The following is a 22,244-nucleotide window of genomic DNA, read 5'->3' on the forward strand; positions in this document are numbered from 1 at the left end:
CACCATGAAGAAGATTTTACAAACAGCAACTGCCGTAACATTGTCATTAGGAGTCCTTGCTGCTTGCGGCGAAGGTAATAATGACAATACAACAGAGAATGCCGGCTCCAATCAAGGAAACGGAAATAACGCTTCTGAAAATAATGAAGAGCAAGGACCTCTTGTAGTGGGGGCTTCAAACGTGCCTCATGCTGAAATTCTTGAGTTCGCACAGCCGCTTCTTGAACAAGAAGGCGTAGAACTTGAAATTGTCTCGTTTAACGATTATGTCCTGCCTAACGAAGCGTTAGCTGAAGGTGAGCTGGATGCCAACTACTTCCAGCATGTACCTTATCTTGAATCACAAATTGAAGAACACGGATATGATTTCGTAAACGCAGGCGGTATTCATATTGAACCAATCGGCATTTACTCTCAAGACTACAGCAGCCTGGACGAACTTCCTGAAGGTGCTGAAATAATTATGAGCAGCTCAGTTGCAGATCACGGCCGTATTTTAATGATGCTTGAAGACGAAGGGTTAATTACCCTTGCAGAAGGTGCGGGCGTTGAAGCTACAATTAATGATATTGAAGACAACCCTAACAACTTCGAGTTTTCTGATAATGTTGAAGCCGCGTTACTTCCAACAGCTTATGAAAACAATGAAGGGGATGCTGTGTTAATTAACTCAAATTATGCGCTGGATGCCGGGTTAAATCCTCTGGAAGATGCCATTGCGACTGAAGATGCCGACGCTGATAATCCTTACGTGAACGTCATTGCTGTAAACAGCGGTGATGAGGACGATGAGAGAGTCACTGCATTGATTGATGTCCTTCGTTCTGAAGAAGTGCGCGATTATATTTTAGACACGTATGATAATTCTGTCGTACCAGTAAGTGAATAAGCGTTTTCTCTGCACCGGTGAAAAGCCGGTGCATTTTTCTTTCCTATACTATGAATACATAGACACTTTTTTTTTACACATTATAAAAGTAATCATGTAAAAAGGAGAGAATACAATGGACGAACAGCACACACCTTATATTCAGGAAGCTTTGCATCATTATAAAGAGGGCATGGGGTATTTTACTGAACAAATGCCGGAGGTTGCCCATAAATATCATGAGTTCACAGAAGCGTGTTTCAAAGAAGGCAGCCTCTCAAAAAAGGAAAAACAGCTTATCGCTTTAGCCCTGAGCATGAATGCGCAGGATGAGTACTGTATGATTTACCATGTAAAAGGCTGTCTTGACCAGGGGGCAAGCAGGGAAGAAATTCTTGAGGCGATAGCGGTCACAGGAGCTTTTGGAGGAGGAGCCGCCTTAAGCCAGGGAGTTACTTTAATAGAAGAAGCGGTTAGTGAGCTTTCAGGAGACGTTGTTTCATGAAAGGGCTTACAAAATAACCAAAATTTTCAGATAACGAGCAAAACGGAGTAATTGGGGGAGATATTAGAAAATCTGACTGTCAGTTTTTTTGACATCGGCACAATTGGAATTGTCAGAAAATATCCCCTTATACGCGAATTGGTTATAGACTTCCAAAATGCTAAAATAAATCATGTTGAAGGTGATCCCATTACAAACGTTGCGGCTTTATGACGTCTAACGCAGCAAATGTGATCAAAACAATCCAGAAAGGAATGTGATTTATTATCCATCAGATTCAGACGAAACATACGACTGAGATGGAAAAAGCAATGTTCCAGTCGTACGGTATAGGTTATGCGGAGTATAACAGAGATTTAGATAACCGTATGAAAGTGGAACAGGAACGAGATAAAGATCATCAGCAAAGCCTGAAGATGGTCAATGAGCACAACCGCCAGCTGCAATATAGTATTTAATAAAAAACTAGCTTACAGAGCAGAAAAAACAACCCCGCATGGAATTCAGCGGGGTTGTTTTTCGCTGTGTATTTTAATTAAGATTCATTCTCAATTAGAATGAAAAAAGACCAAGGTATTGAGAATTAATTTTGAAGAAAAAGAGCCTTCCGCCGAAAAAGAGATAACACAACCATTCTTGAATGAATCATTTGGAAAAAAATTGCGGAAAAGATCAACTAAAATGTTTAGGTTTTCTAAGGAAAACTGTCTTTATTTGTATATAAAAAACTTCGGAGGATAATATGAAGGGAAAGATGAAAAGAATTGTGTATTTTCCTTGAACTCAATTTTCATTTGATATAAGATTGTAATGAGAATAAATTGAGAATGTGATTAAACATCACTTTTCTCATATTACCATGTTTTTAATGAAACTTTCAAAAATAAATGGAGGTATGAATCATGACCAAGCCAAATTTAACTGTAAAAGATCTTCATGTATCAATTGAAGATAAAGAAATTCTGAAAGGGTTCGGCATTGAGGTGAATGGCGGAGAAATTCACGCAATTATGGGACCGAACGGAACAGGTAAATCTACCCTTGCTTCTGCTTTAATGGGACACCCGAAATATGAAGTGACAAAAGGTGAAGCCACTTTAGGCGGAGAGGACCTTTTTGATATGGAAGTAGATGAGCGCGCGCGTGCAGGTTTATTCCTCGCAATGCAGTATCCGAGTGAAGTATCTGGTGTTACAAATGCGGACTTCATCCGTTCAGCGATGAATGCAGGCCGTGAAGAAGGAGACGAAGTATCTTTAATGAAGTTCATTCGTCAAATGGACGAAAAAATGGGCTCTTTGGAAATTGACGAGTCTTTCCAGCACCGTTATTTAAATGAAGGTTTCTCTGGCGGGGAAAAGAAGCGGAATGAAATTCTCCAGCTGCTTATGCTTCAGCCTCAAATTGCGATCCTTGATGAAATAGACTCTGGTCTTGACATCGACGCATTAAAAGTAGTAGCTAAGGGTATTAACGAGCTTCGCAGTGAAGATTTCGGCTGTATGATCATTACCCACTACCAGCGTTTACTAAACTATATTAAACCGGACTTCGTCCATGTGATGATGCAGGGACGCATCGTAAAATCCGGAGGGCCTGAACTTGCTCAAAAGCTTGAAGAACAGGGTTACGACTGGATTAAAGAAGAACTTGGAATCGAAGACGAAACTGTAGGCCAGGAATAAGAGACGGTTTAAAGAGGAGGAATGAAGATGACGACGGAAATCACTTTTCCAGTAAATCAACAAGATATTACGAGCTTCTCTAAAGACCGCAATGAGCCAAAATGGTTCGCTGATCTACGCCTTTCGTCTTTAGAGAAAGCATTAAACTTGGAATTGCCAAAACCTGATAAATCACGAATTAATAAATGGAACTTTACATCTTTTGATTTTGATGCGAAAACAGCCGGGGGAGAAGACTTTTCAAAGCTCTCCGACAGTGTGAAATCACTTATCGGTGAAGAAGACAATATTCAAAATTTAATTGCCCAGAAAAACGGTGTAACCACTTTTAAGGCTCTTCATGATGACCTTAAAAACAAAGGCGTTATTTTTACCGATATGAAAACAGCATTAACTGACCATGAAGATCTTGTGAAAAAGTACTTTATGAAAGATGCTGTCTCTTTGGACGAAAACCGTCTGACCGCTCTTCACGCGGCCCTCGTCAATGGCGGAACTTTCCTTTATGTGCCTAAAAATGTTGAAGTGGAGCTGCCGCTTCAGGCTGTTTATTCACATGAAGGCAGCTTTGGTTTATTTAACCATGTCCTTATTGTTGCTGAAGAGAACAGCTCTGTAACGTATGTAGAGAATTATCTGTCAGAAGGTTCAAATTCAGAAGCGGTAGCTAACATTGTTTCTGAAGTGTACGTTGCTGATGGCGCGTCTGTGCGTTACGGTGCGGTAGATAACCTCTCCGAAACAGTAACGACGTATGTCAACCGCCGCGGGCAGGTAACCGGCAGGGATGCCAGTCTTTATTGGGCGCTTGGACAAATGAATGATGGGAATACCGTCTCTGAGAATACAACATACCTTGTAGGTGAAGGGTCATATGCGGATACTAAAACCGTGTCCATCGGACGCGGCAAGCAGTCTCAAAACTTCACTACAAACGTGATCCATTACGGGAAAAACTCAGATGGTCAGATTTTAAAGCATGGCGTTATGAAAGATTCTGCTACATCCATCTTTAATGGTGTTTCTAAAATCGAGCACGGAGCGACAAAAGCGAACGGGGAGCAGACAGAACGTGTGTTAATGCTTAGTGAGAAAGCACGCGGTGACGCTAACCCGATTCTGCTGATCGATGAAGATGACGTAACAGCAGGCCACGCGGCCTCTGTAGGGAAAATAGACCCTATTCAAATGTTCTATCTAATGAGCCGGGGGCTTAGCAAACGTGAAGCGGAACGGTTAATTATTCACGGGTTCCTTGCACCGGTGGTAAGCGCGCTGCCGATCGAGTCTGTAAAAGAACAGCTGTATGATGTGATTGAAAGGAAAGTATACTAATGGATGTAAAAACAGTCCGCTCGAAGTTTCCAATCCTTGATCAGGAGGTAAACGGGCATCCGCTCGTTTACCTTGACAGCGCAGCTACTTCGCAAAAACCGCAGCAAGTAATTGATGCGGTCGAGGACTATTACAAAAGGTATAATTCCAACGTGCACCGGGGGGTTCACACCCTCGGATCACTTGCTACCGATGGATATGAAGGGGCAAGAGAAAAAGTCCGCGGCTTTATTAACGCCAAGAGTATGGAAGAGATCGTTTTTACCCGTGGAACGACTACAGCAATCAACACAGTGGCTGCCAGCTATGGAAGAGCTAATGTCAAACAGGGTGATGAAATTGTGATTACGCCGATGGAGCATCACAGTAATATCATTCCGTGGCAGCAGCTGGCGAAAAGTACAGGCGCTACATTAAAATATATTCCTTTAAAGGAAGACGGAACGATTGATTTAAACGATGTTGAAGAGACAGTCACTGAAAATACCAAAATCGTATCTGTGATGCACGTCTCCAACGTGCTTGGAACGATCAACCCTGTGAAGGAAATAGCTGAAATTGCCCATAAAAATGGCGCCGTGATGGTCGTTGACGGGGCCCAGGCTGTTCCTCACATGAAAGTCGATGTTCAGGACCTTGATGCTGATTTTTATGCTTTTTCCGGGCATAAAATGTGTGCGCCGACAGGAATCGGGGTATTGTACGGTAAAAAGAAATTAATGAAAAATATGGAGCCGGTTGAGTTCGGCGGGGAAATGATTGATTTTGTCGGCCTTTATGACTCAACTTGGAAAGAGCTCCCATGGAAGTTCGAAGGCGGCACCCCTATTATTGCTGGTGCAATCGGGCTTGGAGCTGCCATTGATTTTCTTGAAGAGATAGGGCTTGAGAATATTAAACAGCATGAGCAAAAACTTGCTGACTATGCGATCGCCCAATTGAAGGATATTGACGGCGTGACTGTTTACGGACCGGAAAAGCGTGCAGGCGTCGTAACGTTTAATTGTGAAGATGTCCATCCCCACGATGTGGCCACAGTCCTTGATGCTGAAGGAGTGGCTGTCAGGGCAGGCCATCACTGTGCGCAGCCGCTGATGAAATGGCTGGATGTGACTGCTACGGCAAGAGCCAGTTTCTATCTTTATAACAATGAAGAGGATGTCGATGCTTTCGTAAAAGCATTAATAAAAACAAAGGAGTATTTTGGAGATGTCTTTGGGTAATCAACTGGACACACTGTACCGCCAAGTAATTATGGATCATTATAAAAACCCTCGGAACCGCGGAGAAATTGAGGGTGACTCCTTAAAAGTTAATATGAACAATCCCACATGCGGAGACCGCATTCAACTGCAAATGCAGGTTGAGGACGGAAAAATTGCCAATGCCAAGTTTGTAGGTGAAGGGTGTTCGATCAGTTTATCTTCTGCCTCAATGATGACCCAGGCAGTGAAAGGTCTTCCGGTAGAGGATGCTTTAAAGCTGTCAGGGATCTTTTCCGATATGATGCTTGGGAAAGATTACACCGAAGGGGATTTTGACCTGGGCGATATTGAAGCGCTTCAGGGAGTTGCCAAGTTCCCAGCGAGAATAAAATGTGCCACCCTCGCCTGGAAAGCGATGGAAAAAGGACTTGACGAAGAAAAGGACGAAGATTCTGAGTAAGTGAAGGTTTACACTTGGTTTTTACTACCGAGGTGTTGTAAAATAGATATATAAACTTTTTACCAGTGATAGTTGAACACTTTAAAAGTGGTGACATCGCTGATAAAAGTAATAGATCACTAAAGTGCAGTCAATCGTTCGCAACCGTTTATTTTATAAAGTTTTTTGAAGGCGGACCTTGTTGCCGCTATTCTACAAGGAGGGTTTCACATGGCTAAAAAAATGCCGGAAATCAGTGAATATCAATACGGCTTTTCGGATAAAGACGTTTCGATATTCCGTTCTAAAAAAGGGTTGACTCGTGAAATCGTTGAGGAAATTTCCCGAATGAAAGAAGAACCTCAATGGATGCTCGACTTCCGTTTGAAATCTTTAGAACAGTTTTATAAAATGCCTATGCCTCAATGGGGCGGTAATTTAGCTGAGCTGGATTTTGACGAGATCACGTATTACGTGAAACCATCAGAGAAATCTGAGCGCTCATGGGATGAAGTACCTGAGGAGATTAAGAATACGTTTGATAAATTAGGTATTCCTGAAGCAGAGCAAAAATATCTCGCAGGTGTTTCTGCGCAGTATGAATCAGAAGTGGTTTACCACAACATGCAGGAAGACCTTGAAGATCTTGGTATCATTTTCAAGGATACAGACACTGCATTAAGAGAAGACGAGGAAATTTTCAGAGAGCATTTTGGAACAGTTATTCCTCCTTCCGATAATAAATTTGCTGCCTTAAATTCAGCCGTATGGTCCGGCGGTTCTTTCATTTATGTGCCTAAAGGTATTAAGACGGAGCAGCCGTTGCAGGCTTACTTCAGAATTAATTCCGAAAATATGGGACAGTTTGAACGTACGCTGATTATTGCGGATGAAGACAGCTCTGTCCATTATGTGGAAGGGTGTACGGCACCGGTATACACAACGAACTCGCTTCACAGTGCGGTCGTTGAAATCATTGTTAAAAAAGATGCTTATTGCCGTTATACTACTATTCAAAACTGGGCACCTAACGTCTTTAACCTTGTTACTAAACGTGCGGTAGCTGAAGAAAACGCCGTTATGGAATGGGTAGACGGAAATATCGGATCCAAGCTTACGATGAAATATCCGGCAGTTGTGATGAAAGGCCGCGGAGCACGCGGAAACGTTCTTTCCATTGCGATTGCAGGAAAAGGGCAGCACCAGGATGCCGGTGCTAAAATGCACCATCTGGCGCCTGATTGTTCCTCTACAATCGTTTCTAAATCTATTTCCAAGCAGGGCGGTAAAGTAACCTACCGCGGAATCTGCCACTTTGGTCGGAAATCAGAGCGATCCAAGGCAAACATTGAGTGTGATACTCTGATTATGGATAATGAATCCACATCAGATACGATCCCTTACAATGAAATTCTAAATAACGATATTACGCTTGAACACGAAGCGACAGTATCCAAAGTATCTGAAGAGCAGCTTTTCTACCTGATGAGCCGCGGAGTATCAGAGCAGGAAGCGACTGAAATGATCGTTATGGGATTCATTGAACCATTTACGAAAGAACTGCCAATGGAATACGCTGTTGAAATGAACCGACTGATTAAGTTCGAAATGGAAGGTTCTATCGGCTAATACTGATATAATAAAAGGCGAATCCGGCCGGGCCGGGTTCGCCTTTATGTTTTTAACCATTTTTAAAATTATATGAGAGAGGTGAAAGAAATTGAGTCAGATAAACGTAGGTGTTACGGGCTGGGGAGATCACCGCATATTATACGAAGGCATAAGCTCACCATCAAAAAAGCTTGAAGCTTACGCGGGGCATTTTCCTGTCGTTGAACTCGATTCCTCTTTTTATGCTGTGCCTCCTGAGAAAAATATTACAAAATGGATTAATGAAACACCTCCGTCTTTCCAGTTTGTCGTGAAAGCTTACCAGGGGATGACAGGCCATCAGCGGGGAGAGAATCCGTTTAAAACCCAGGAAGAGATGTTCAAAGCTTTTAATGATGCTATACGCCCGTTTAAAGAGGCGGGTAAACTGGCAATGGTTTTATGCCAGTTTCCTCCCTGGTATGACTGTCAGAGAAAATACGTTGATTATATAAAATATGTGCGCGAGCAGTTAAGAGAATTTGATGCTGCCCTTGAGTTTCGCCATCAATCCTGGTACAGCGACGACTATAAGGAGAGAACACTGGAGTATCTGAAAGAAGATGACTGGATCCACAGTATATGCGATGAACCGCAGGCAGGAGAACGTTCCATACCTTTTGTCCCCGTCACAACACATGACGAGAAAGCTTTTGTACGTTTCCACGGGCGGAATACAGCAGGATGGAATAAACCTGTTAAAGGTGAAGGCTGGCGGGAAGTCCGGTACTTATATGATTATTCTGAAGATGAGCTAAAAGAATTGGAAGAGAAGGTAAAACGAATCTCCCAGAAGGTAAATAAAACGTATGTCGTTTTTAACAATAATTCAGGCGGGCATGCGGCCGGTAATGCCAAAACATTTATAAGCGATTTAGGAATAACGTATGAAGGTCTGGCACCGAGGCAAATGAATTTATTTGACGAGTAAAAAAAAGCAGGATTGAAATCCTTAGCCAACTTCCGTAATATTCGATATAGATAGTATTAAATTGAAAGTTAGAAAGCAGGCATTTGAATGGAATGGATTTTATTACTTATATTAGGGCTCGCGGCTGCCATTTCAGGCAGTATAATGGGGTTGGGCGGCGGTATTATTATCGTGCCTGCCTTAATGATTTTAAGCAATTATTCTGAGCTTTTTAGCGGCATTACGCCCCAGGTTGCGGTGGGAACTTCATTGTTAATTATGATATTTACGGGGTTATCATCGACACTTGCCTATTTAAAACAGAAAAAAGTAGATGTGAAAAGCGGTTTAATCTTTTTTGCAGGAAGCGGGCCTGGCGCGTTATTCGGAGTCTGGCTTAACAAAGATATTAATGTGGATGTTTTTTTAATTGCATTTGGTGCTTTTATCATTTTTGTTTCATTTGTATTGATGATCAGGAAACGCATTAAACCTTTAAAGCGCAGCAGTAAAGGCATAAAACGAAGCTATGTGAATGAATACGGAAAAACGGTTCACTATGGCTATCATCCGGCAGTGGGGATTACCATCGCTTTTGTTGTAGGGATGTTTTCAGGCTTGTTCGGTATCGGTGGCGGCTCCCTCATGGTGCCGGCTATGATTATACTTTTTGCCTTTCCGCCTCATCTGGCAGTCGCTACTTCTATGTTTCTCGTCTTTTTGTCTGCGCTGATCAGTTCTGTTTCGCATATCAGTTTAGGAAATGTAGACTGGTACTATGCAATGGCTTTGATCCCCGGGGCCTGGATTGGCGGCCAGCTGGGCGCAGCGATTAACAGAAAATTGACCAGTGATACGGTAGTCATACTGTTGCGTGTATTCTTGATTATCATAGGTATACGTTTAATTTATCAAGGAATCATGAGTCTCTAATCTGAAGACAGATTCCAAGGAGAAGGTGTGGTGTCCTTGGCAAAGCAAACCCTTAGAATATTGCATACAAACGATTTACATAGCCAGCTGGATAAGTGGCCGGCTGTTACACAGCTACTGAATGAACGGAGGAACGAAGCATACAGGAAGAGTGAAGAAGTGCTCTTGTTTGACATTGGCGACCATTGTGACAGGGCTCACCCAATGACTGATGCCCTGTTAGGGAAAGGAAATGTCCAATTATTAAATGACATGGCCTATGACGCCGTGACGATTGGAAATAACGAAGGAATCACATTTTCAAAAGATCAATTAGATCATTTATATGATGAGGCTCAATTTCCGGTGGTGTTATCCAACTTAAAGAACAAAGACGGAACCAGGCCGGAGTGGACAGATCCATATAAAATTTTTACTTTAAAGTCCGGTTTAAAGGTAGGAGTAACAGGAGTTACCGCACCTTTCCGCTTATTTTATGAAACGCTCGGATGGAAAGTGACAGACCCTTTCAGTGAACTGGAAGACACAGTGAACGAGCTTCGTCCGAAAGTTGATATTCTTATCTGCCTGTCCCATTTAGGGTTTAGTGAAGATGAAAAAATGGCCGACGACTTTCCAAGCTTCGATATTATACTAGGCGCTCATACACACCATGTGCTAGAAAAAGGAAAAAAGGTAAACAACACGTGGATTAATCAGTCTGGAAGATCCGGGGCATTCATAGGCGAAGTTTGTTTGGAGTTTGAAAAAGAAACAGAAAGCCGTTTCCAGGTGTCTGTTCAAAATGTCCAGTCCATTAAAGTCAATGAAGGAATAAGAGATGAGGAAACAGAAAAATCATTAAATCACTTACTCTTATCCAGCAGCGCGGAACTGAATAAACAAATAACTGTGCTGGAATCCGGCCTGGATGTAGAGTGGTATCATAAGAGCAAATTTCCGGTTATGCTTGCGGAAACATTAAGGGAATGGTGTGAGGCAGAAATTTCCATGGTTAATTCAGGAGTCCTGTTAAAAAGCCTGCCTAAAGGACCGGTGACTGTCAGGGATCTACATGAAATCTGTCCCCATCCAATTAACCCGGCGACAGTCATGATTTCAGGTGAACGGCTGCTTGAAACAATCCGCCAGTCCAGGCAGGAAGAGATGATTACATTTGCTTTGAAAGGTTTTGGCTTCCGCGGTAAAGTGCTGGGCTATATGGTTTTTGACAACTTAACAATCAGTGATAATTCCCGGTACCTTAATGAAAAGAATGTGTTAATAGACGGGGCACCTTTACAGAGGGACCGGAAATACAAACTGGCCACTTTGGATATGTTTACGTTTGGCCAGCTTTACCCTGCTATTAGTTCAATTAACGAAAAAAAGTATCATATGCCTGAATTTTTAAGAGACCTTCTGGCATGGAAGTTAAATAAAATAAATGGCTCGCCCACATAAAATGTCCGTTGTCGAAAAGTTTGAAAAGAGGAACAGGGGCGAGTGCGAGAATCGGTTCAGCCCCTGATAAGAACCGGCTGACAAATGTTTGCTGGTGAGAGAGTGCATTATCCTTATCAGCTAGTTTACAACGAGCAAAAAGTTATAAATGGAGGGAATTAAATGAAGGCCTACTTAGACCTTTGTGAACATATTTTAAAAAATGGTGTTGAAAAAGATGACCGGACAGGAACGGGGACAATCAGTACTTTCGGCTATCAGATGAGATTTGATCTGGCAGAAGGCTTTCCGGTCCTGACGACTAAAAAACTGGCTCTGCGAGCTATTATCCATGAACTTCTCTGGTTTATAAAAGGAGAGACAAACATAGGTTATTTGAAAGAAAATAACGTAAGGATTTGGAATGAATGGGCAGATGACAATGGGGATTTAGGGCCGATCTACGGGAAGCAGTGGCGGTCCTGGCCATCCCCGGACGGGGAATCTATTGATCAGCTGGGACAAGTTATCGAACAGATTAAAACAAATCCAGACTCAAGAAGGCTGCTCGTCAACGCCTGGAACGTAGCCGATTTAGACAAGATGGCCCTGTCTCCCTGCCACTGTTTATTTCAATTTTATGTGGCTGATGGAAAATTATCCTGCCAGCTTTACCAAAGGAGCGCAGACGTCTTCCTGGGCGTGCCGTTTAATATTGCTTCTTATTCGCTGTTAACTATGATGATTGCTCAAGAGTGCGGTCTTAAACCGGGGGATTTTGTCCATACGTTCGGAGATGCGCATATTTATAAAAACCATATCGAGCAGGTTAAGCTTCAATTAACAAGGGAACCGCGTCCTTTACCAGAAATGAAATTGAATCCTGAACGGAAAAAAATTGAAGATTTTACAATTGACGATTTTGAGCTTTCAGGTTATGATCCTCACCCTCATATTAGAGGAGAGGTATCTGTATGATTTCTATGATTGCAGCCTTTTCAGACGGAAGAGTGATAGGAAAAGACGGCGATATGCCATGGCATTTACCAGCTGATTTACGGCATTTTAAAAAAGTAACGAGCGGGCATCCGATTCTGATGGGAAGAAAAACGTTTGAGTCCATCGGCAAGCCGCTTCCAAACAGGCGAAACATTGTTTTGACAAGAGACAAAACTTTTTCAGCTGAAGGAGTGGAGGTCATTCATAACTTAGCTGATATCGGTTCTTTAATGCCGGAAGAGGAAGAATTTTTTGTGATTGGAGGGGCGACTATTTATGAGAAACTGATTTCGAAAGCCGACCGTCTTTATATCACTCGTATCGACGCGTCTTTTGAAGGGGATACATTTTTCCCGGAAATAAACGGGGATGAGTGGGAAACAGTCTCCTCTGAAAAAGGCACTGTGGATCAGAAGAACCCTCATCCGCATACGTTTTTGGTTTATGAACGGAAAAAATAACAGCAGTAATGATATTAAAAATCTTCAGGAATAGTCCTGAAGATTTTTTTATTGGTACAATCTCCCGAATTCACTGCATATGAATAGGAGGAAGGGGGGAATTGACCAGTGAAAGCTTTCCGCACCGTCCGGCCCAGCCGGAAGAAAAAAGGGCCTCTTCCTTTTAAATACGTGTTTATGATATCTTTACTTATTTTCGTGATCTTAACCATTCAGGGATTAATTGTAGTAGAAAAAGGAGTCCGCCCTACCCTGATTGCGATTGCCAAAACCGAAACTCAGAGAATAGGAACACTTGCCATTAACGACGCTATTTCCAGACATATTCTTGAGGATACGGATATGGAGGATCTGGTTGAATTTGAAAGGGATGAAAATGGAAAGGTGATGTTTGTTCAATACAACCCGGTTATTTATAACCGCGTGTTACAGGAGACAACCAAGCGGGTACAAAACTATTTAAATGATATTGAACACGGGCGTGTAAAAGATATTCGTATCCCTAATAAAGTTGACGTCGAGAGAGAAGGAGCAACATTTTCTGAAGATGGCATCATCCATATGATTCCATTAGGCCAGGCTACTAATAATGCGCTCCTGGCCCATCTCGGACCTCGTGTTCCTGTCCGGCTGTCTGCTATCGGGGACGTAAAATCCCAGCTGAAGGAGAACATTGTGCATGTTGGAATTAACAATACTTATATGAGTGTATCGGTAGATATTGAAGTGGATGTTAAAGTGGTTATTCCATTTGCGACAGAAACGGAAGTTGTAAGAACATCTATTCCAGTGGCCATGGTTTGGATTCCTGGTGAGGTTCCTGACTTCTATGGAGGCCAGGGAGGTGAAGGAGGAATGACACCCGCTATGATTCAGCGCCCAAAAGAATTTGAGGAAGATTTTTCTGTAGAATAATGCTTGCAATATAAATAGGATTTTGTTATGCTAACTCTCGGTTTAGAAATTAATAAGTATCAGAGTGCCTCATCAGAGATGAGGTAGAGGCGCAGAATTTAAGAGTAAAAGACAGGAGCCGGGACGGCCATGAAAGTTTTTGAAAGGAAATTCTGCCGAAGCGCTGATGTTTCGTCCGAAACACAGCAGCTGGGGCTGTATTGAATAAATGCAGCACTGTCACTTGAAGGGAGACCTTAGTGGAGGACTACTGATCTATTGAGAGGAATCTGTTCTTGACTTCATAGGAAGCGGCAAGGGAGATCTCCCTTGCCGTTTTGTTATGCCAATTTATGGGGGGACAGCCCCCCCATAAATTGGGAAATATTTTATTTAGGAGGAACGAAAATGGAACATGGCATATTATCGCTGCTGCCGCCGGTTCTGGCGCTGCTTATGGTTATTATTACTAAACGCGTTCTGTTCTCCCTGGGAATAGGGATTATTGTAGGGGCTCTTATGGTTAACCAGACGGAAGAAATGTTTGTAAACGAAGCCATAGGACAGATCTTTACCATCGTATCAGGGATATTTATCGCTGATGGGGGAATTAACACGTGGGAATTTTATATTATATTATTTTTACTTATTTTAGGAGTGATTGCCTCCCTTATTACTGTCACCGGAGGAAGCAGAGCATTCGGTGAATGGGCCTTGACTAAGGTGAAAACGAGAACAGGCGCCCAATTTGTTTCAGGATTTTTAGGACTTATTATATTTATAGACGACTATTTTAACAGTCTTACTGTAGGGAACGTCAGCCGTCCATTTACTGACCGCCACAGAGTTTCAAGAGCTAAACTGGCGTACGTGGTGGATTCAACAGCGGCACCTATTTGTGTGGTTTCTCCAATTTCAAGCTGGGGCGCATACATTATTACGATTATCGGCGGGATACTGGCTACTCACGGAGTCACTCAATATGAAGCCCTCCAGGCTTTTCTTCTGATAGCACCAATGAACTTCTATGCTGTCTTTGCCGTTCTTTTAGTGTTTGCTGTGGCTTATTTCAAACTAGATTTTGGCCCAATGCGGATTCATGAGAATCGTGCAATAGAAACAGGGGAACTGACTGATACAGATAAAGGTCCGGCGCCGGGAGAAAGTGAAGACGCAAAACCGGTGGGAGAAGGACATGCAGGTGACCTGATTTGGCCGATTGCAACATTAATTGCCGGTACGGTATTGTTTATGGTGATTACTGGTGTTCAGGCTACTGAAGGCCAGGCAAGTTTATTAGCCACATTTGAGAATACCGATGTAGCGGCTTCCCTTTTATATGGGGGGTTAATCAGTTTAGCAGTTACGATCGTTATTTCATTGCTACGCAGCATTCCTGTAAAAAACTTGAGCACAGGGTTGTGGGCAGGCATTAAATCCATGCTTCCTGCAATATATATTTTAATTTTTGCCTGGACCATAATAGAAATAATTGGGGAACTTGGCACAGGCGAGTATTTAGCAAGTATTGTAGACCAGCATATCCCACTCGCTTATCTGCCTGCATTATTGTTTATTATTGCAGGGTTCATGGCCTTTAGTACGGGGACTTCCTGGGGCACGTTTGCGGTTATGCTTCCAATTGCAGGTGAAATTGCAGCTCTGACAGATATTTCTCTTATGCTGCCGGTATTAGCCGCGGTACTTGCCGGGGCCATATTCGGGGATCACTGTTCGCCAATCTCAGATACTACAATTTTATCTTCCACAGGGGCAGGCAGCCATCATATCGATCACGTGATTACACAACTTCCTTATGCGTTAATTGTTGGTTTAATAACTATTCTGTCTTTCCTTGCATTAGGATTTACAGGAAGTGTATGGGCCGGTTTGCTGGCAGGCTTTGCCGCTTTTGCTATATCAGTGTTTATATTAAAATTTGCAGTATCAAAGTTATACAGAGCTGCTCAATAATATAGATAAAAGTCGCATCTTCCAGATGCGGCTTTTTTTATTACGTTCTGTATAAATTATAAGTAAAAAATGTTTTCAAAGAAATTTACATTGACTTTTTGCAAAGTTTATTAATATAAATGACGCATTTAGCATATATTCAGATTTTTGTAGAATATTCCGAAAATACTTTACATTCAATTGTCAGATAATTATAATAAGATAGTAAAGCTGGAATATAATTTAATAGAAGGTTGAAATAAGGGAGGAGGAATAGTTACTAATACCTATGTAAAAAGAGATTAAATTACATTACTAGAAACAGGGACGGAAGGGAGTTAAAACTATGAGTAACGGAAGAGAAAGATGGGCTTCTAAGATGGGCTTTATTTTAGCCGCAGTGGGTTCCGCGGTAGGGTTAGGAAATATTTGGCGCTTTTCTTATGTGACAGGGGAAAGCGGCGGAGCAGCTTTCTTATTAATTTATGTTTTATGTATTTTTCTTGTAGGTCTTCCAGTATTAATTGCTGAATTTTCCATTGGACGACGGGGGCAGGCAGATGCCGTTGGCGCCTTTAATAATATTGCACCAGGAAAACCGTGGATAATTGGAGGTATTTTGGGAGTTTTAACCTCTTTCCTGATTTTATCCTTTTATGGGGTTATCGCGGGATGGGTGGTGTATTTCCTATACAGTTACTTAACAGGTGCTGCAGGAGCCGTCGAAGAAGGAGGCTATGCTGATTTCTTCGTAAACTTTATTGGTGGTTCCACAGGGCCGGTCTTCTGGCAGTTCTTATTTATGGCCATCGTCATTGGAATTGTCTTCTTTGGTGTTAAAAAAGGTATTGAACTGTCAAATCGTATTTTCATGCCATTATTAGCGATAATTTTAATTGTTCTAGCAGGTTACAGTTTAACACTTGATGGGGCAGGAGAAGGATTGAGTTTCCTTTTCACTCCTGACTGGAGTGCCTTCGGTGAGCCTTCAGTTTATGCTGCAGCCGTCGGTCAAGCCTTCTTTACGTTGTCATTAGGTATGGGGGCTATGATTACTTACAGCAGTTACTTGCCTAAAGACACAAAATTGCCTAGTGCTGCAGGCAATGTTGTTGTGCTTGATACGTTATTTGCGATTATCGCAGGTATTGTGATTTTCCCGGCAGTATTCACATTTGCTGTAGAGCCTGATGCTGGGCCAGCCTTAATTTTTATAGTGCTTCCGGAAGTTTTTAACCAGATGGGCACCGGTGGTACAGTCTTTGCTATTCTCTTCTTCTTCCTTGTAGCAATAGCAGCATTGTCATCAGCTATTTCGCTGTTGGAAGTAAGCGTGTCGTATGTCATGCGCCAAATGAATATGAACCGTCGCAAAGCAACTTTGCTAGCAGGTATCGTTGTTACACTATTTGGGATACCGTCTGCATTAAGCCAAGGTGGACCTTTAAGTGAATTTACATTATTCGGGCTGCCTTTCCTTGATTTAATAGACACGATCACTGACCAGTACACACTGCCTCTGGGAGGGATGGTTATCGCACTGTTTGTTGGATGGGGATGGAATAAAGTTGATGCATTAAAAGAGACTGGTTTAACCGATACTACAATTGGAACAGTCTGGCTGTGGTTCATCCGTCTGATTGCACCTGCTGGTATTGCCTGGATTTTACTTTTAAACCTTTTCTCTTAAAAAGTAATAAAATTCAAATGACACAATAGTAACCATAGAAGAGGCTGGGACAAAAAAATAATAAGCATAAAGAGATCCGAACAAAATTTTTGTTCGGATTTCTTTTTGTCAAAAGCAGTATGTCAGTCCGCCAGGCGGGCGCTTGCCCAGGGGCTTGCCTTCAGCTAAATCCAACTCAGCCAAAAGCTTCGTTGAATTGGATCTTCAGACTGCGCTTAATCCCTCGGGCGTCGCCGCCTTTTGTTCTTCAATCACAGGAATTAAACACCCTCATGTTCCAGCACGTCTTTAAAACTTGGGGGTATCCAAATATCAGCTGTTCTTCTTTGCTTTTCTTTCTGCCCGTTCCCACACTCTTAAAGAAGGATAAGGGTCAAACGACCATTCAGTAAACCCGTTATCTTTGTACATTCCGTAATGAAGGTGTGGAGGGAACTTCCCTTGAGTGCCTTCTTTACCGTAGCCTGAGCTGCCGACATAGCCTATGACGTCTCCAGGTTTTACCACGGTTCCTCTGTCGATCCCTTTTTCAAAACCGCTTAAGTGGGCAAAATAATGGTAGACATTATTTGTATCCCTTATTCCTACTCTCCATCCTCCGTATTTGTTCCATCCTTTTAGTTCGACAATACCGTAGGTGGTTGCCCGGACTGCAAGCCCGTGACCGGCAAAAATGTCTGTTCCTTCATGAATTCTACGGCCGCCCCATCCTCTTGCGTTCCCCCAAGTGCTTCTGTAGCTGTAATTAGCATGTAACGGCACTGGGAACGCTCTTTTACTTAAATCCAGTGAGCCGACGGTTTTATAGGTTTCAGCATGGCCGAGTATCAGCTCAACAGCTTTATCTCTCTGATAATAATCCCACAACCCTATACGTATATCTTCTTTGTTAAATCCGTACGAGGAAAGGTATGAAGCGAATGTCCATAAGATATCTTCGTCATTAGTAATGTCTGCTTTTCCGTCACCATCTCCGTCTTTTCCAAGCCCTTGAAAAAATTTAATTGATTCCGGATCGTTGTCTTCCTGGTCAGGGTTCATATGCCCTGCCCATTTTTCAGCCGGAAAATAAATGCCGATCAGGCCTTCTTCTTCCGGTAAATCTTTTCTGGCTTGACGGAGACCGCGTTCATAGCTGTCCACCGCAGCAAAATAATACCAGGGAATAGATGTCTCAGCTTCGGTTTTTAAGTATAAAGCCATCCTCTCGTTATATAACTGTTCAGAAGAGAGTTCATCAGATTTTGCACCCTCTGAAGGTATAGGAAAGACGAGTAAGATGGTTAATGTGATCAGTATACTGGCAGTTACTTTATTCAGCACAATTGTAAGCTCCCTTCAGATTTTCTGGCTGGAATGATATTATTAGTGTTGTTAGATCTTTTGACCAAACGTTTTGAAGTGATTCTTTTATATGCTGTGATAAAACTTGTTTTTTCATACGTCCTCATTAAAAGCAAAGGTCTTTGAGATATCCTTTATATCATGTTAAAGTAAAAACTAGCGTGATAGTGGAATTTCGACACGTGTATCCAGGAACGAAAAGGGAGAGTGAAATTATATGGCGAAACAGGAAGAACATGTACGTAAACCTGAATGGTTGAAAATTAAATTGAATACGAATGATTCATATAAAGGCCTAAAAAAGCTGATGAGAGATAAAAAATTAAATACGGTCTGTGAAGAAGCGAAATGCCCAAATATCCATGAGTGCTGGGCTGAGCGCAAAACGGCCACTTTTATGATTCTGGGCGATATTTGTACAAGAGCCTGCCGGTTCTGTGCTGTAAAAACAGGCCTGCCGACTGAACTCGATGAGCAGGAACCTGAACGGGTAGCTGATTCTGTGAAAATTATGGGCTTAAAACATGTTGTCATCACAGCAGTGGCAAGAGACGATTTAAAAGACGGCGGCTCAGGAGTTTTTGCTGAAACTGTAAGAGCTGTGAGAAGAAAAAGTCCTTTTACTACTATTGAAGTGTTGCCTTCAGATATGGGAGGAAGAGAAGAAAATATTCGAACATTGCTCTCTGCTAATCCAAATATCTTTAATTATAATGTGGAAACAGTCAGAAGGTTAACACCAACTGTCCGGGCCAGAGCTACATATGAAAGGACAATGGAAGTTCTCCGGCGTTCTAAAGAAATGAAGCCGCGTATTCCTACAAAGTCCAGTCTGATGATTGGGTTAGGAGAAACAAAAGAAGAAATTATTGAAACGATGGATGATTTACGCGCAGTTGATGTAGACATTTTAACTATAGGCCAGTACCTGCAGCCGACGAAATCCCACTTGAAAATAGTCAAGTACTGGACACCAGAAGAATTTGCGGAGTTAAAAGAAATCGCTATGTCCAAAGGCTTTAAACACTGTGAATCAGGCCCTATGGTACGTTCCTCTTACCATGCAGATGAACAAGTAAACGCGGCTGAAAAATAATTTAAAAGTGACTGCCGCTTACCCGGAAAGGGTCCCCATTACAAATAAGTTTGTATCGGGGACCTTTTTATACAGGTTTATTCCATCGTTTCTGCAGGTTTTGGGGAGTCAGTTTCGCCCTGTGGATATGTTTTCATCTGGTCAATAGTTTGCAGTAAAGCGTTCATTTCTGCACGGTTTTCTGAATATTGGCCTCCAAAGCGTTCGATTTCATCCATCATGATTGGATCGTCGGCTACATACACTTCATAATAAGAAGGTACAACAGACATAGCTGTCTTTTTAACCTGATCGGCAACTGCTACACGGTCATTTGTAGCTGTTTCATAAGCAATCAGGATATACTGGTCGGTTACCAGTACTCCCGCATCGCGTACCTCAGGAATGACTGCAGCCATTTCACTGATGCTTTTTGCCAATAAAGGTCTGTCATAAACGGCATAGCCCGGCATCTCAAGGTCCTGGGCTGCATTCTTTGTCTGACGGTTATAACCAAATTGTAAATATTGATCCTTATTCTCTATATTACTTTTATTAATTGCCTGGCTTGGCTCTTCCATTTTATATCCGCGCATAAAATCAAAAGCCTGGCCTTCATTTCCGGCATTTCCGCACCCTGCAGCATTCAGGCTTAATAAGAGTGTTAATCCTGCCACAATAAATGTCGATTTTTTAATCATCAAAACACCTCCTGTTTTATAGGATGCTCAGGATTTTGATATTTTTTTAAGGTAAATTATGGACATTAAGTAAGGTAAAGATTGAATTTTTAAGTGAAGTGAGGCAATATAGAAAGAGATACTAAAGGCAGGTGTTTCAACAATGATCAGTATTCAGGGAAATACATATGAACTGGTGGAAGAGGTTAGAAACGGGTGGTCTGAAGAAGCGTTTAAAGAAAGATACAGCGATGTATTAAATAAATATGACTATATTGTAGGGGACTGGGGTTATGAGCAGCTAAGGCTGAAAGGTTTTTTTGAAGATAAAACACGCAAAACCTCACCTGAAGCTAAAATCAGCTTTCTGCCCGAATATTTGTATGAGTACTGCAATTTTGGCTGCGCTTATTTTGTCGTTAAAAAAGTGAAAGAAAAAGCAACAAAGGAAAGCTGAACAAGTCATTCAATGGATGACTTGTTTTTTCAGGTAAAAAATGGGGGGACTGTCCCCCCATTTTTTACCTTTCCTCCGGTTCATCGTGAGGGGGATGGGAACCGGGGTCTTTTCTTTGCATTCCTTCATGCAAGTGCCGGTTTTCATAAGTGAAAGCACTGATTGCCCTTTGGCCCGGCTGCCAGGGAGTGCTTTTACCTAACGGAGGCTCAAAAGGTGCCCCGTAAGCCCCTTCAGGCGTTATTTCCGGAATGATTTCCTCTCTGTATTTTTCTACAGCTGTAAAATCTTCATATTGTTTCTTCTTATCAGCCATAAAAAGCACCTCCTTATCACTTATTATGTGATAAAGAGGTGCTTTTCCATGTAACCGGTTTGCTAATAAGTATTATGGGTTAAATAACTTCATATAAAAATTCACGAAGTTCCTGTGCGTCTTCCTCGTCCAGCTGAAAAGCATGTTCTACGTATCCTTCTTCGTCAAGGTCATCGGTTCCGATAATTGCATAGCGGCTGGATTGCATATTTAACACAAGCTTTTTTCCGTAATAGCGGTTAGTTGTCGTAATAGCTAAATCAAAACGCTGCGATTCGCCCATAAAACTGACGAAACGAGTCTTTGTATCTTCTGATTCATCGTACAGAAAAAAACGTTCGGTCATGCTTGATCGCTCCCTTATCTCATTAAGTGTGTTCAGGCATGACTAAATGAGGTTTCTGGTTTAACTGGTGGTGTGCTTTAATATACCGTACGGTTCCTGTTTTAGCGCGCATAACAATCGTATCGGTTTCAACAAGATCGCCTCCAAGAAAGCGGACTCCTTCAAGAAGCTCGCCGGAAGAGACCCCTGTTGCGGCAAAAATAGCATCGTCGCTTTTCACCAGGTCATCAAGCGAGAGGAATCTTGTTGGATCCTCAAGCCCCATTTCTTTACAACGATTGTACTCGTCATCATTCATTGGCACTAACCGTGCCTGCATATCCCCGCCCAGCGCTTTAATAGCTGCAGCTGAAATAACGCCTTCAGGTGCTCCGCCAGTGCCTACAAATAAGTCAATACCTGTCCGCGGCAATGCAGTCGCAATAGAGGCACCTACATCTCCGTCTCCAAACAGTTTAACACGGGCACCCTTCTTTTGAACACGTTCAACTAATTCTTCGTGGCGTTCCCGTTCCTGGATGATGACAGTCATATCACGGACACGTTTCTTATTCATTTTAGCAACAATATCAATCGTTTTTTCTATCGGATCATCCAGTCTGACTAACCCTGCAGACTCAGGTCCTACCACGAGCTTTTCCATATACATGTCAGGCGCATGCAGAAGCGTGCCTTTATCTGCCACTGCTATGACTGCCATAGCATTAGGATGGCCTTTTGCCACGATGTTTGTACCTTCTAAAGGGTCTACAGCTATATCAACTTCAGGGCCTTCTCCTGTGCCGAGTTTTTCTCCGATATAAAGCATAGGGGCTTCATCAAGCTCCCCTTCACCAATCACTACCGTCCCCTGCATACTCACAGAATCAAACATTGTTCTCATTGCTGTTGTAGCAGCGTCGTCAGCTTCGTTTTTTAAACCTCTTCCCATCCACTGCGCAGAAGCTAAAGCCGCTGCTTCTGTCACTCTTACAATTTCCATCGCCAGTTCTCGATCCACAATGATTCTCCTCCAATAGTTGTTTGTTTCGGGTTATAATAAGTATATCGTCGATAAATCCTTCATCATAATAACAA

The 22,244-nt window shown here is 42.3% G+C and carries 23 protein-coding genes and 1 riboswitch; of the genes, 18 read left to right on the plus strand and 5 right to left on the minus strand.

What is annotated here, in order from left to right; all coding sequences use genetic code 11:
- Nucleotides 1-4: 4 nt before the first annotated feature.
- From BMW59_RS18545 to BMW59_RS18620, 16 genes are all read left to right on the plus strand, one after another.
- Entirely contained in the window at nucleotides 5-889 is an 885-nt protein-coding gene (locus BMW59_RS18545) for a MetQ/NlpA family ABC transporter substrate-binding protein (RefSeq protein ID WP_093055295.1), read from the plus strand.
- A gap of 115 nt (nucleotides 890-1,004) precedes the next feature.
- Complete coding sequence (locus BMW59_RS18550; protein ID WP_093055297.1) at nucleotides 1,005-1,373, plus strand: carboxymuconolactone decarboxylase family protein; 369 nt, start codon at nucleotides 1,005-1,007, stop codon at nucleotides 1,371-1,373.
- A 299-nt stretch (nucleotides 1,374-1,672) separates the two neighbouring features.
- Entirely contained in the window at nucleotides 1,673-1,831 is a 159-nt protein-coding gene (locus BMW59_RS21895; RefSeq protein WP_177174433.1) for a YuzK family famiily protein, read from the plus strand.
- A 444-nt stretch (nucleotides 1,832-2,275) separates the two neighbouring features.
- A complete protein-coding gene (gene sufC / locus BMW59_RS18555; RefSeq protein ID WP_093055299.1) occupies nucleotides 2,276-3,058 on the plus strand; it encodes a Fe-S cluster assembly ATPase SufC in 783 nt (260 codons plus the stop codon).
- Between the two features lie 27 nt (nucleotides 3,059-3,085).
- Nucleotides 3,086-4,393, plus strand: coding sequence for a Fe-S cluster assembly protein SufD (gene sufD / locus BMW59_RS18560; protein WP_093055301.1), 1,308 nt, complete (start codon nucleotides 3,086-3,088; stop codon nucleotides 4,391-4,393).
- On the plus strand, nucleotides 4,393-5,616 hold the full coding sequence (locus BMW59_RS18565; protein ID WP_093055303.1) for a cysteine desulfurase: 1,224 nt from the start codon (nucleotides 4,393-4,395) through the stop codon (nucleotides 5,614-5,616). Before sufD ends, BMW59_RS18565 begins: the two co-directional genes overlap by 1 nt.
- Nucleotides 5,603-6,058, plus strand: coding sequence for a Fe-S cluster assembly sulfur transfer protein SufU (gene sufU, locus BMW59_RS18570; protein WP_093055305.1), 456 nt, complete (start codon nucleotides 5,603-5,605; stop codon nucleotides 6,056-6,058). Before BMW59_RS18565 ends, sufU begins: the two co-directional genes overlap by 14 nt.
- Nucleotides 6,059-6,268: 210 nt before the next feature.
- Nucleotides 6,269-7,666, plus strand: a complete 1,398-nt coding sequence (gene sufB, locus BMW59_RS18575) for a Fe-S cluster assembly protein SufB (protein ID WP_093055307.1) — start codon at nucleotides 6,269-6,271, stop codon at nucleotides 7,664-7,666.
- 91 nt (nucleotides 7,667-7,757) lie between these two features.
- Complete coding sequence (locus tag BMW59_RS18580; RefSeq protein ID WP_177174434.1) at nucleotides 7,758-8,618, plus strand: DUF72 domain-containing protein; 861 nt, start codon at nucleotides 7,758-7,760, stop codon at nucleotides 8,616-8,618.
- Between the two features lie 87 nt (nucleotides 8,619-8,705).
- Nucleotides 8,706-9,530: a sulfite exporter TauE/SafE family protein gene (locus BMW59_RS18585; protein WP_093055309.1), complete on the plus strand. Its 825-nt coding sequence runs from the start codon at nucleotides 8,706-8,708 to the stop codon at nucleotides 9,528-9,530.
- 36 nt (nucleotides 9,531-9,566) lie between these two features.
- Nucleotides 9,567-10,973 (plus strand): bifunctional metallophosphatase/5'-nucleotidase, encoded by a 1,407-nt coding sequence (locus BMW59_RS18590; protein WP_093055388.1) that lies wholly within the window; start codon nucleotides 9,567-9,569, stop codon nucleotides 10,971-10,973.
- Nucleotides 10,974-11,135: 162 nt separating this feature from the next.
- Nucleotides 11,136-11,930, plus strand: a complete 795-nt coding sequence (locus BMW59_RS18595) for a thymidylate synthase (RefSeq protein WP_093055311.1) — start codon at nucleotides 11,136-11,138, stop codon at nucleotides 11,928-11,930.
- Nucleotides 11,927-12,412: a type 3 dihydrofolate reductase gene (gene folA, locus BMW59_RS18600; protein ID WP_093055313.1), complete on the plus strand. Its 486-nt coding sequence runs from the start codon at nucleotides 11,927-11,929 to the stop codon at nucleotides 12,410-12,412. Before BMW59_RS18595 ends, folA begins: the two co-directional genes overlap by 4 nt.
- Nucleotides 12,413-12,520: 108 nt before the next feature.
- The gene (gene yunB / locus BMW59_RS18605; protein ID WP_093055315.1) at nucleotides 12,521-13,327 is read left to right on the plus strand and encodes a sporulation protein YunB; all 807 of its coding nucleotides are present in this window, start codon (nucleotides 12,521-12,523) and stop codon (nucleotides 13,325-13,327) included.
- A 76-nt stretch (nucleotides 13,328-13,403) separates the two neighbouring features.
- Nucleotides 13,404-13,585: riboswitch (Lysine riboswitch) on the plus strand.
- 129 nt (nucleotides 13,586-13,714) lie between these two features.
- Nucleotides 13,715-15,280: a Na+/H+ antiporter NhaC family protein gene (locus tag BMW59_RS18610; protein WP_093055317.1), complete on the plus strand. Its 1,566-nt coding sequence runs from the start codon at nucleotides 13,715-13,717 to the stop codon at nucleotides 15,278-15,280.
- 325 nt (nucleotides 15,281-15,605) lie between these two features.
- Nucleotides 15,606-16,949, plus strand: coding sequence for a sodium-dependent transporter (locus tag BMW59_RS18620; RefSeq protein WP_093055319.1), 1,344 nt, complete (start codon nucleotides 15,606-15,608; stop codon nucleotides 16,947-16,949).
- Between the two features lie 312 nt (nucleotides 16,950-17,261).
- Here the strand turns inward: BMW59_RS18620 and BMW59_RS18625 are convergent, their stop codons facing one another.
- Nucleotides 17,262-18,269 (minus strand): M23 family metallopeptidase, encoded by a 1,008-nt coding sequence (locus BMW59_RS18625; protein ID WP_425441283.1) that lies wholly within the window; start codon nucleotides 18,267-18,269, stop codon nucleotides 17,262-17,264.
- A gap of 241 nt (nucleotides 18,270-18,510) precedes the next feature.
- Between BMW59_RS18625 and lipA the strand changes: the two genes are divergently transcribed.
- On the plus strand, nucleotides 18,511-19,389 hold the full coding sequence (lipA, locus tag BMW59_RS18630; RefSeq protein ID WP_093055321.1) for a lipoyl synthase: 879 nt from the start codon (nucleotides 18,511-18,513) through the stop codon (nucleotides 19,387-19,389).
- 77 nt (nucleotides 19,390-19,466) lie between these two features.
- Here lipA and BMW59_RS18635 read toward each other — a convergent pair whose 3' ends face one another.
- The gene (locus BMW59_RS18635) at nucleotides 19,467-20,069 is read right to left on the minus strand and encodes a YhcN/YlaJ family sporulation lipoprotein (protein WP_093055323.1); all 603 of its coding nucleotides are present in this window, start codon (nucleotides 20,067-20,069) and stop codon (nucleotides 19,467-19,469) included.
- Nucleotides 20,070-20,211: 142 nt separating this feature from the next.
- On the opposite strand from BMW59_RS18635, the gene BMW59_RS18640 reads away from it, so the two are divergent.
- Nucleotides 20,212-20,505, plus strand: coding sequence for a YutD family protein (locus BMW59_RS18640; RefSeq protein ID WP_093055325.1), 294 nt, complete (start codon nucleotides 20,212-20,214; stop codon nucleotides 20,503-20,505).
- 64 nt (nucleotides 20,506-20,569) lie between these two features.
- Here the strand turns inward: BMW59_RS18640 and BMW59_RS18645 are convergent, their stop codons facing one another.
- The 3 genes from BMW59_RS18645 to glpX form a co-directional block, all read right to left on the minus strand.
- On the minus strand, nucleotides 20,570-20,821 hold the full coding sequence (locus BMW59_RS18645) for a hypothetical protein (protein ID WP_093055327.1): 252 nt from the start codon (nucleotides 20,819-20,821) through the stop codon (nucleotides 20,570-20,572).
- A 79-nt stretch (nucleotides 20,822-20,900) separates the two neighbouring features.
- Nucleotides 20,901-21,167, minus strand: coding sequence for a DUF3055 domain-containing protein (locus BMW59_RS18650; RefSeq protein WP_093055329.1), 267 nt, complete (start codon nucleotides 21,165-21,167; stop codon nucleotides 20,901-20,903).
- Between the two features lie 22 nt (nucleotides 21,168-21,189).
- A complete protein-coding gene (gene glpX / locus BMW59_RS18655) occupies nucleotides 21,190-22,167 on the minus strand; it encodes a class II fructose-bisphosphatase (RefSeq protein ID WP_093055331.1) in 978 nt (325 codons plus the stop codon).
- Nucleotides 22,168-22,244: the final 77 nt, after the last annotated feature.

This window comes from Salipaludibacillus aurantiacus (assembly GCF_900111295.1).
GTDB lineage: Bacteria > Bacillota > Bacilli > Bacillales > Salisediminibacteriaceae > Salipaludibacillus > Salipaludibacillus aurantiacus.

Excerpts from the sequence above, each read along its gene's own strand:
- BMW59_RS18545 (WP_093055295.1), top strand. The coding sequence starts at position 5 with ATGAAGAAGATTTTACAAACAGCAACTGCCGTAACATTGTCATTAGGA.
- BMW59_RS18550 (WP_093055297.1), top strand. The coding sequence starts at position 1,005 with ATGGACGAACAGCACACACCTTATATTCAGGAAGCTTTGCATCATTAT.
- BMW59_RS21895 (WP_177174433.1), top strand. The coding sequence starts at position 1,673 with ATGGAAAAAGCAATGTTCCAGTCGTACGGTATAGGTTATGCGGAGTAT.
- sufC (WP_093055299.1), top strand. The coding sequence starts at position 2,276 with ATGACCAAGCCAAATTTAACTGTAAAAGATCTTCATGTATCAATTGAA.
- sufD (WP_093055301.1), top strand. The coding sequence starts at position 3,086 with ATGACGACGGAAATCACTTTTCCAGTAAATCAACAAGATATTACGAGC.
- BMW59_RS18565 (WP_093055303.1), top strand. The coding sequence starts at position 4,393 with ATGGATGTAAAAACAGTCCGCTCGAAGTTTCCAATCCTTGATCAGGAG.
- sufU (WP_093055305.1), top strand. The coding sequence starts at position 5,603 with ATGTCTTTGGGTAATCAACTGGACACACTGTACCGCCAAGTAATTATG.
- sufB (WP_093055307.1), top strand. The coding sequence starts at position 6,269 with ATGGCTAAAAAAATGCCGGAAATCAGTGAATATCAATACGGCTTTTCG.
- BMW59_RS18585 (WP_093055309.1), top strand. The coding sequence starts at position 8,706 with ATGGAATGGATTTTATTACTTATATTAGGGCTCGCGGCTGCCATTTCA.
- BMW59_RS18595 (WP_093055311.1), top strand. The coding sequence starts at position 11,136 with ATGAAGGCCTACTTAGACCTTTGTGAACATATTTTAAAAAATGGTGTT.
- folA (WP_093055313.1), top strand. The coding sequence starts at position 11,927 with ATGATTTCTATGATTGCAGCCTTTTCAGACGGAAGAGTGATAGGAAAA.
- BMW59_RS18610 (WP_093055317.1), top strand. The coding sequence starts at position 13,715 with ATGGAACATGGCATATTATCGCTGCTGCCGCCGGTTCTGGCGCTGCTT.
- BMW59_RS18620 (WP_093055319.1), top strand. The coding sequence starts at position 15,606 with ATGAGTAACGGAAGAGAAAGATGGGCTTCTAAGATGGGCTTTATTTTA.
- lipA (WP_093055321.1), top strand. The coding sequence starts at position 18,511 with ATGGCGAAACAGGAAGAACATGTACGTAAACCTGAATGGTTGAAAATT.
- BMW59_RS18635 (WP_093055323.1), bottom strand. The coding sequence starts at position 20,069 with ATGATTAAAAAATCGACATTTATTGTGGCAGGATTAACACTCTTATTA.
- BMW59_RS18640 (WP_093055325.1), top strand. The coding sequence starts at position 20,212 with ATGATCAGTATTCAGGGAAATACATATGAACTGGTGGAAGAGGTTAGA.
- BMW59_RS18645 (WP_093055327.1), bottom strand. The coding sequence starts at position 20,821 with ATGGCTGATAAGAAGAAACAATATGAAGATTTTACAGCTGTAGAAAAA.
- BMW59_RS18650 (WP_093055329.1), bottom strand. The coding sequence starts at position 21,167 with ATGACCGAACGTTTTTTTCTGTACGATGAATCAGAAGATACAAAGACT.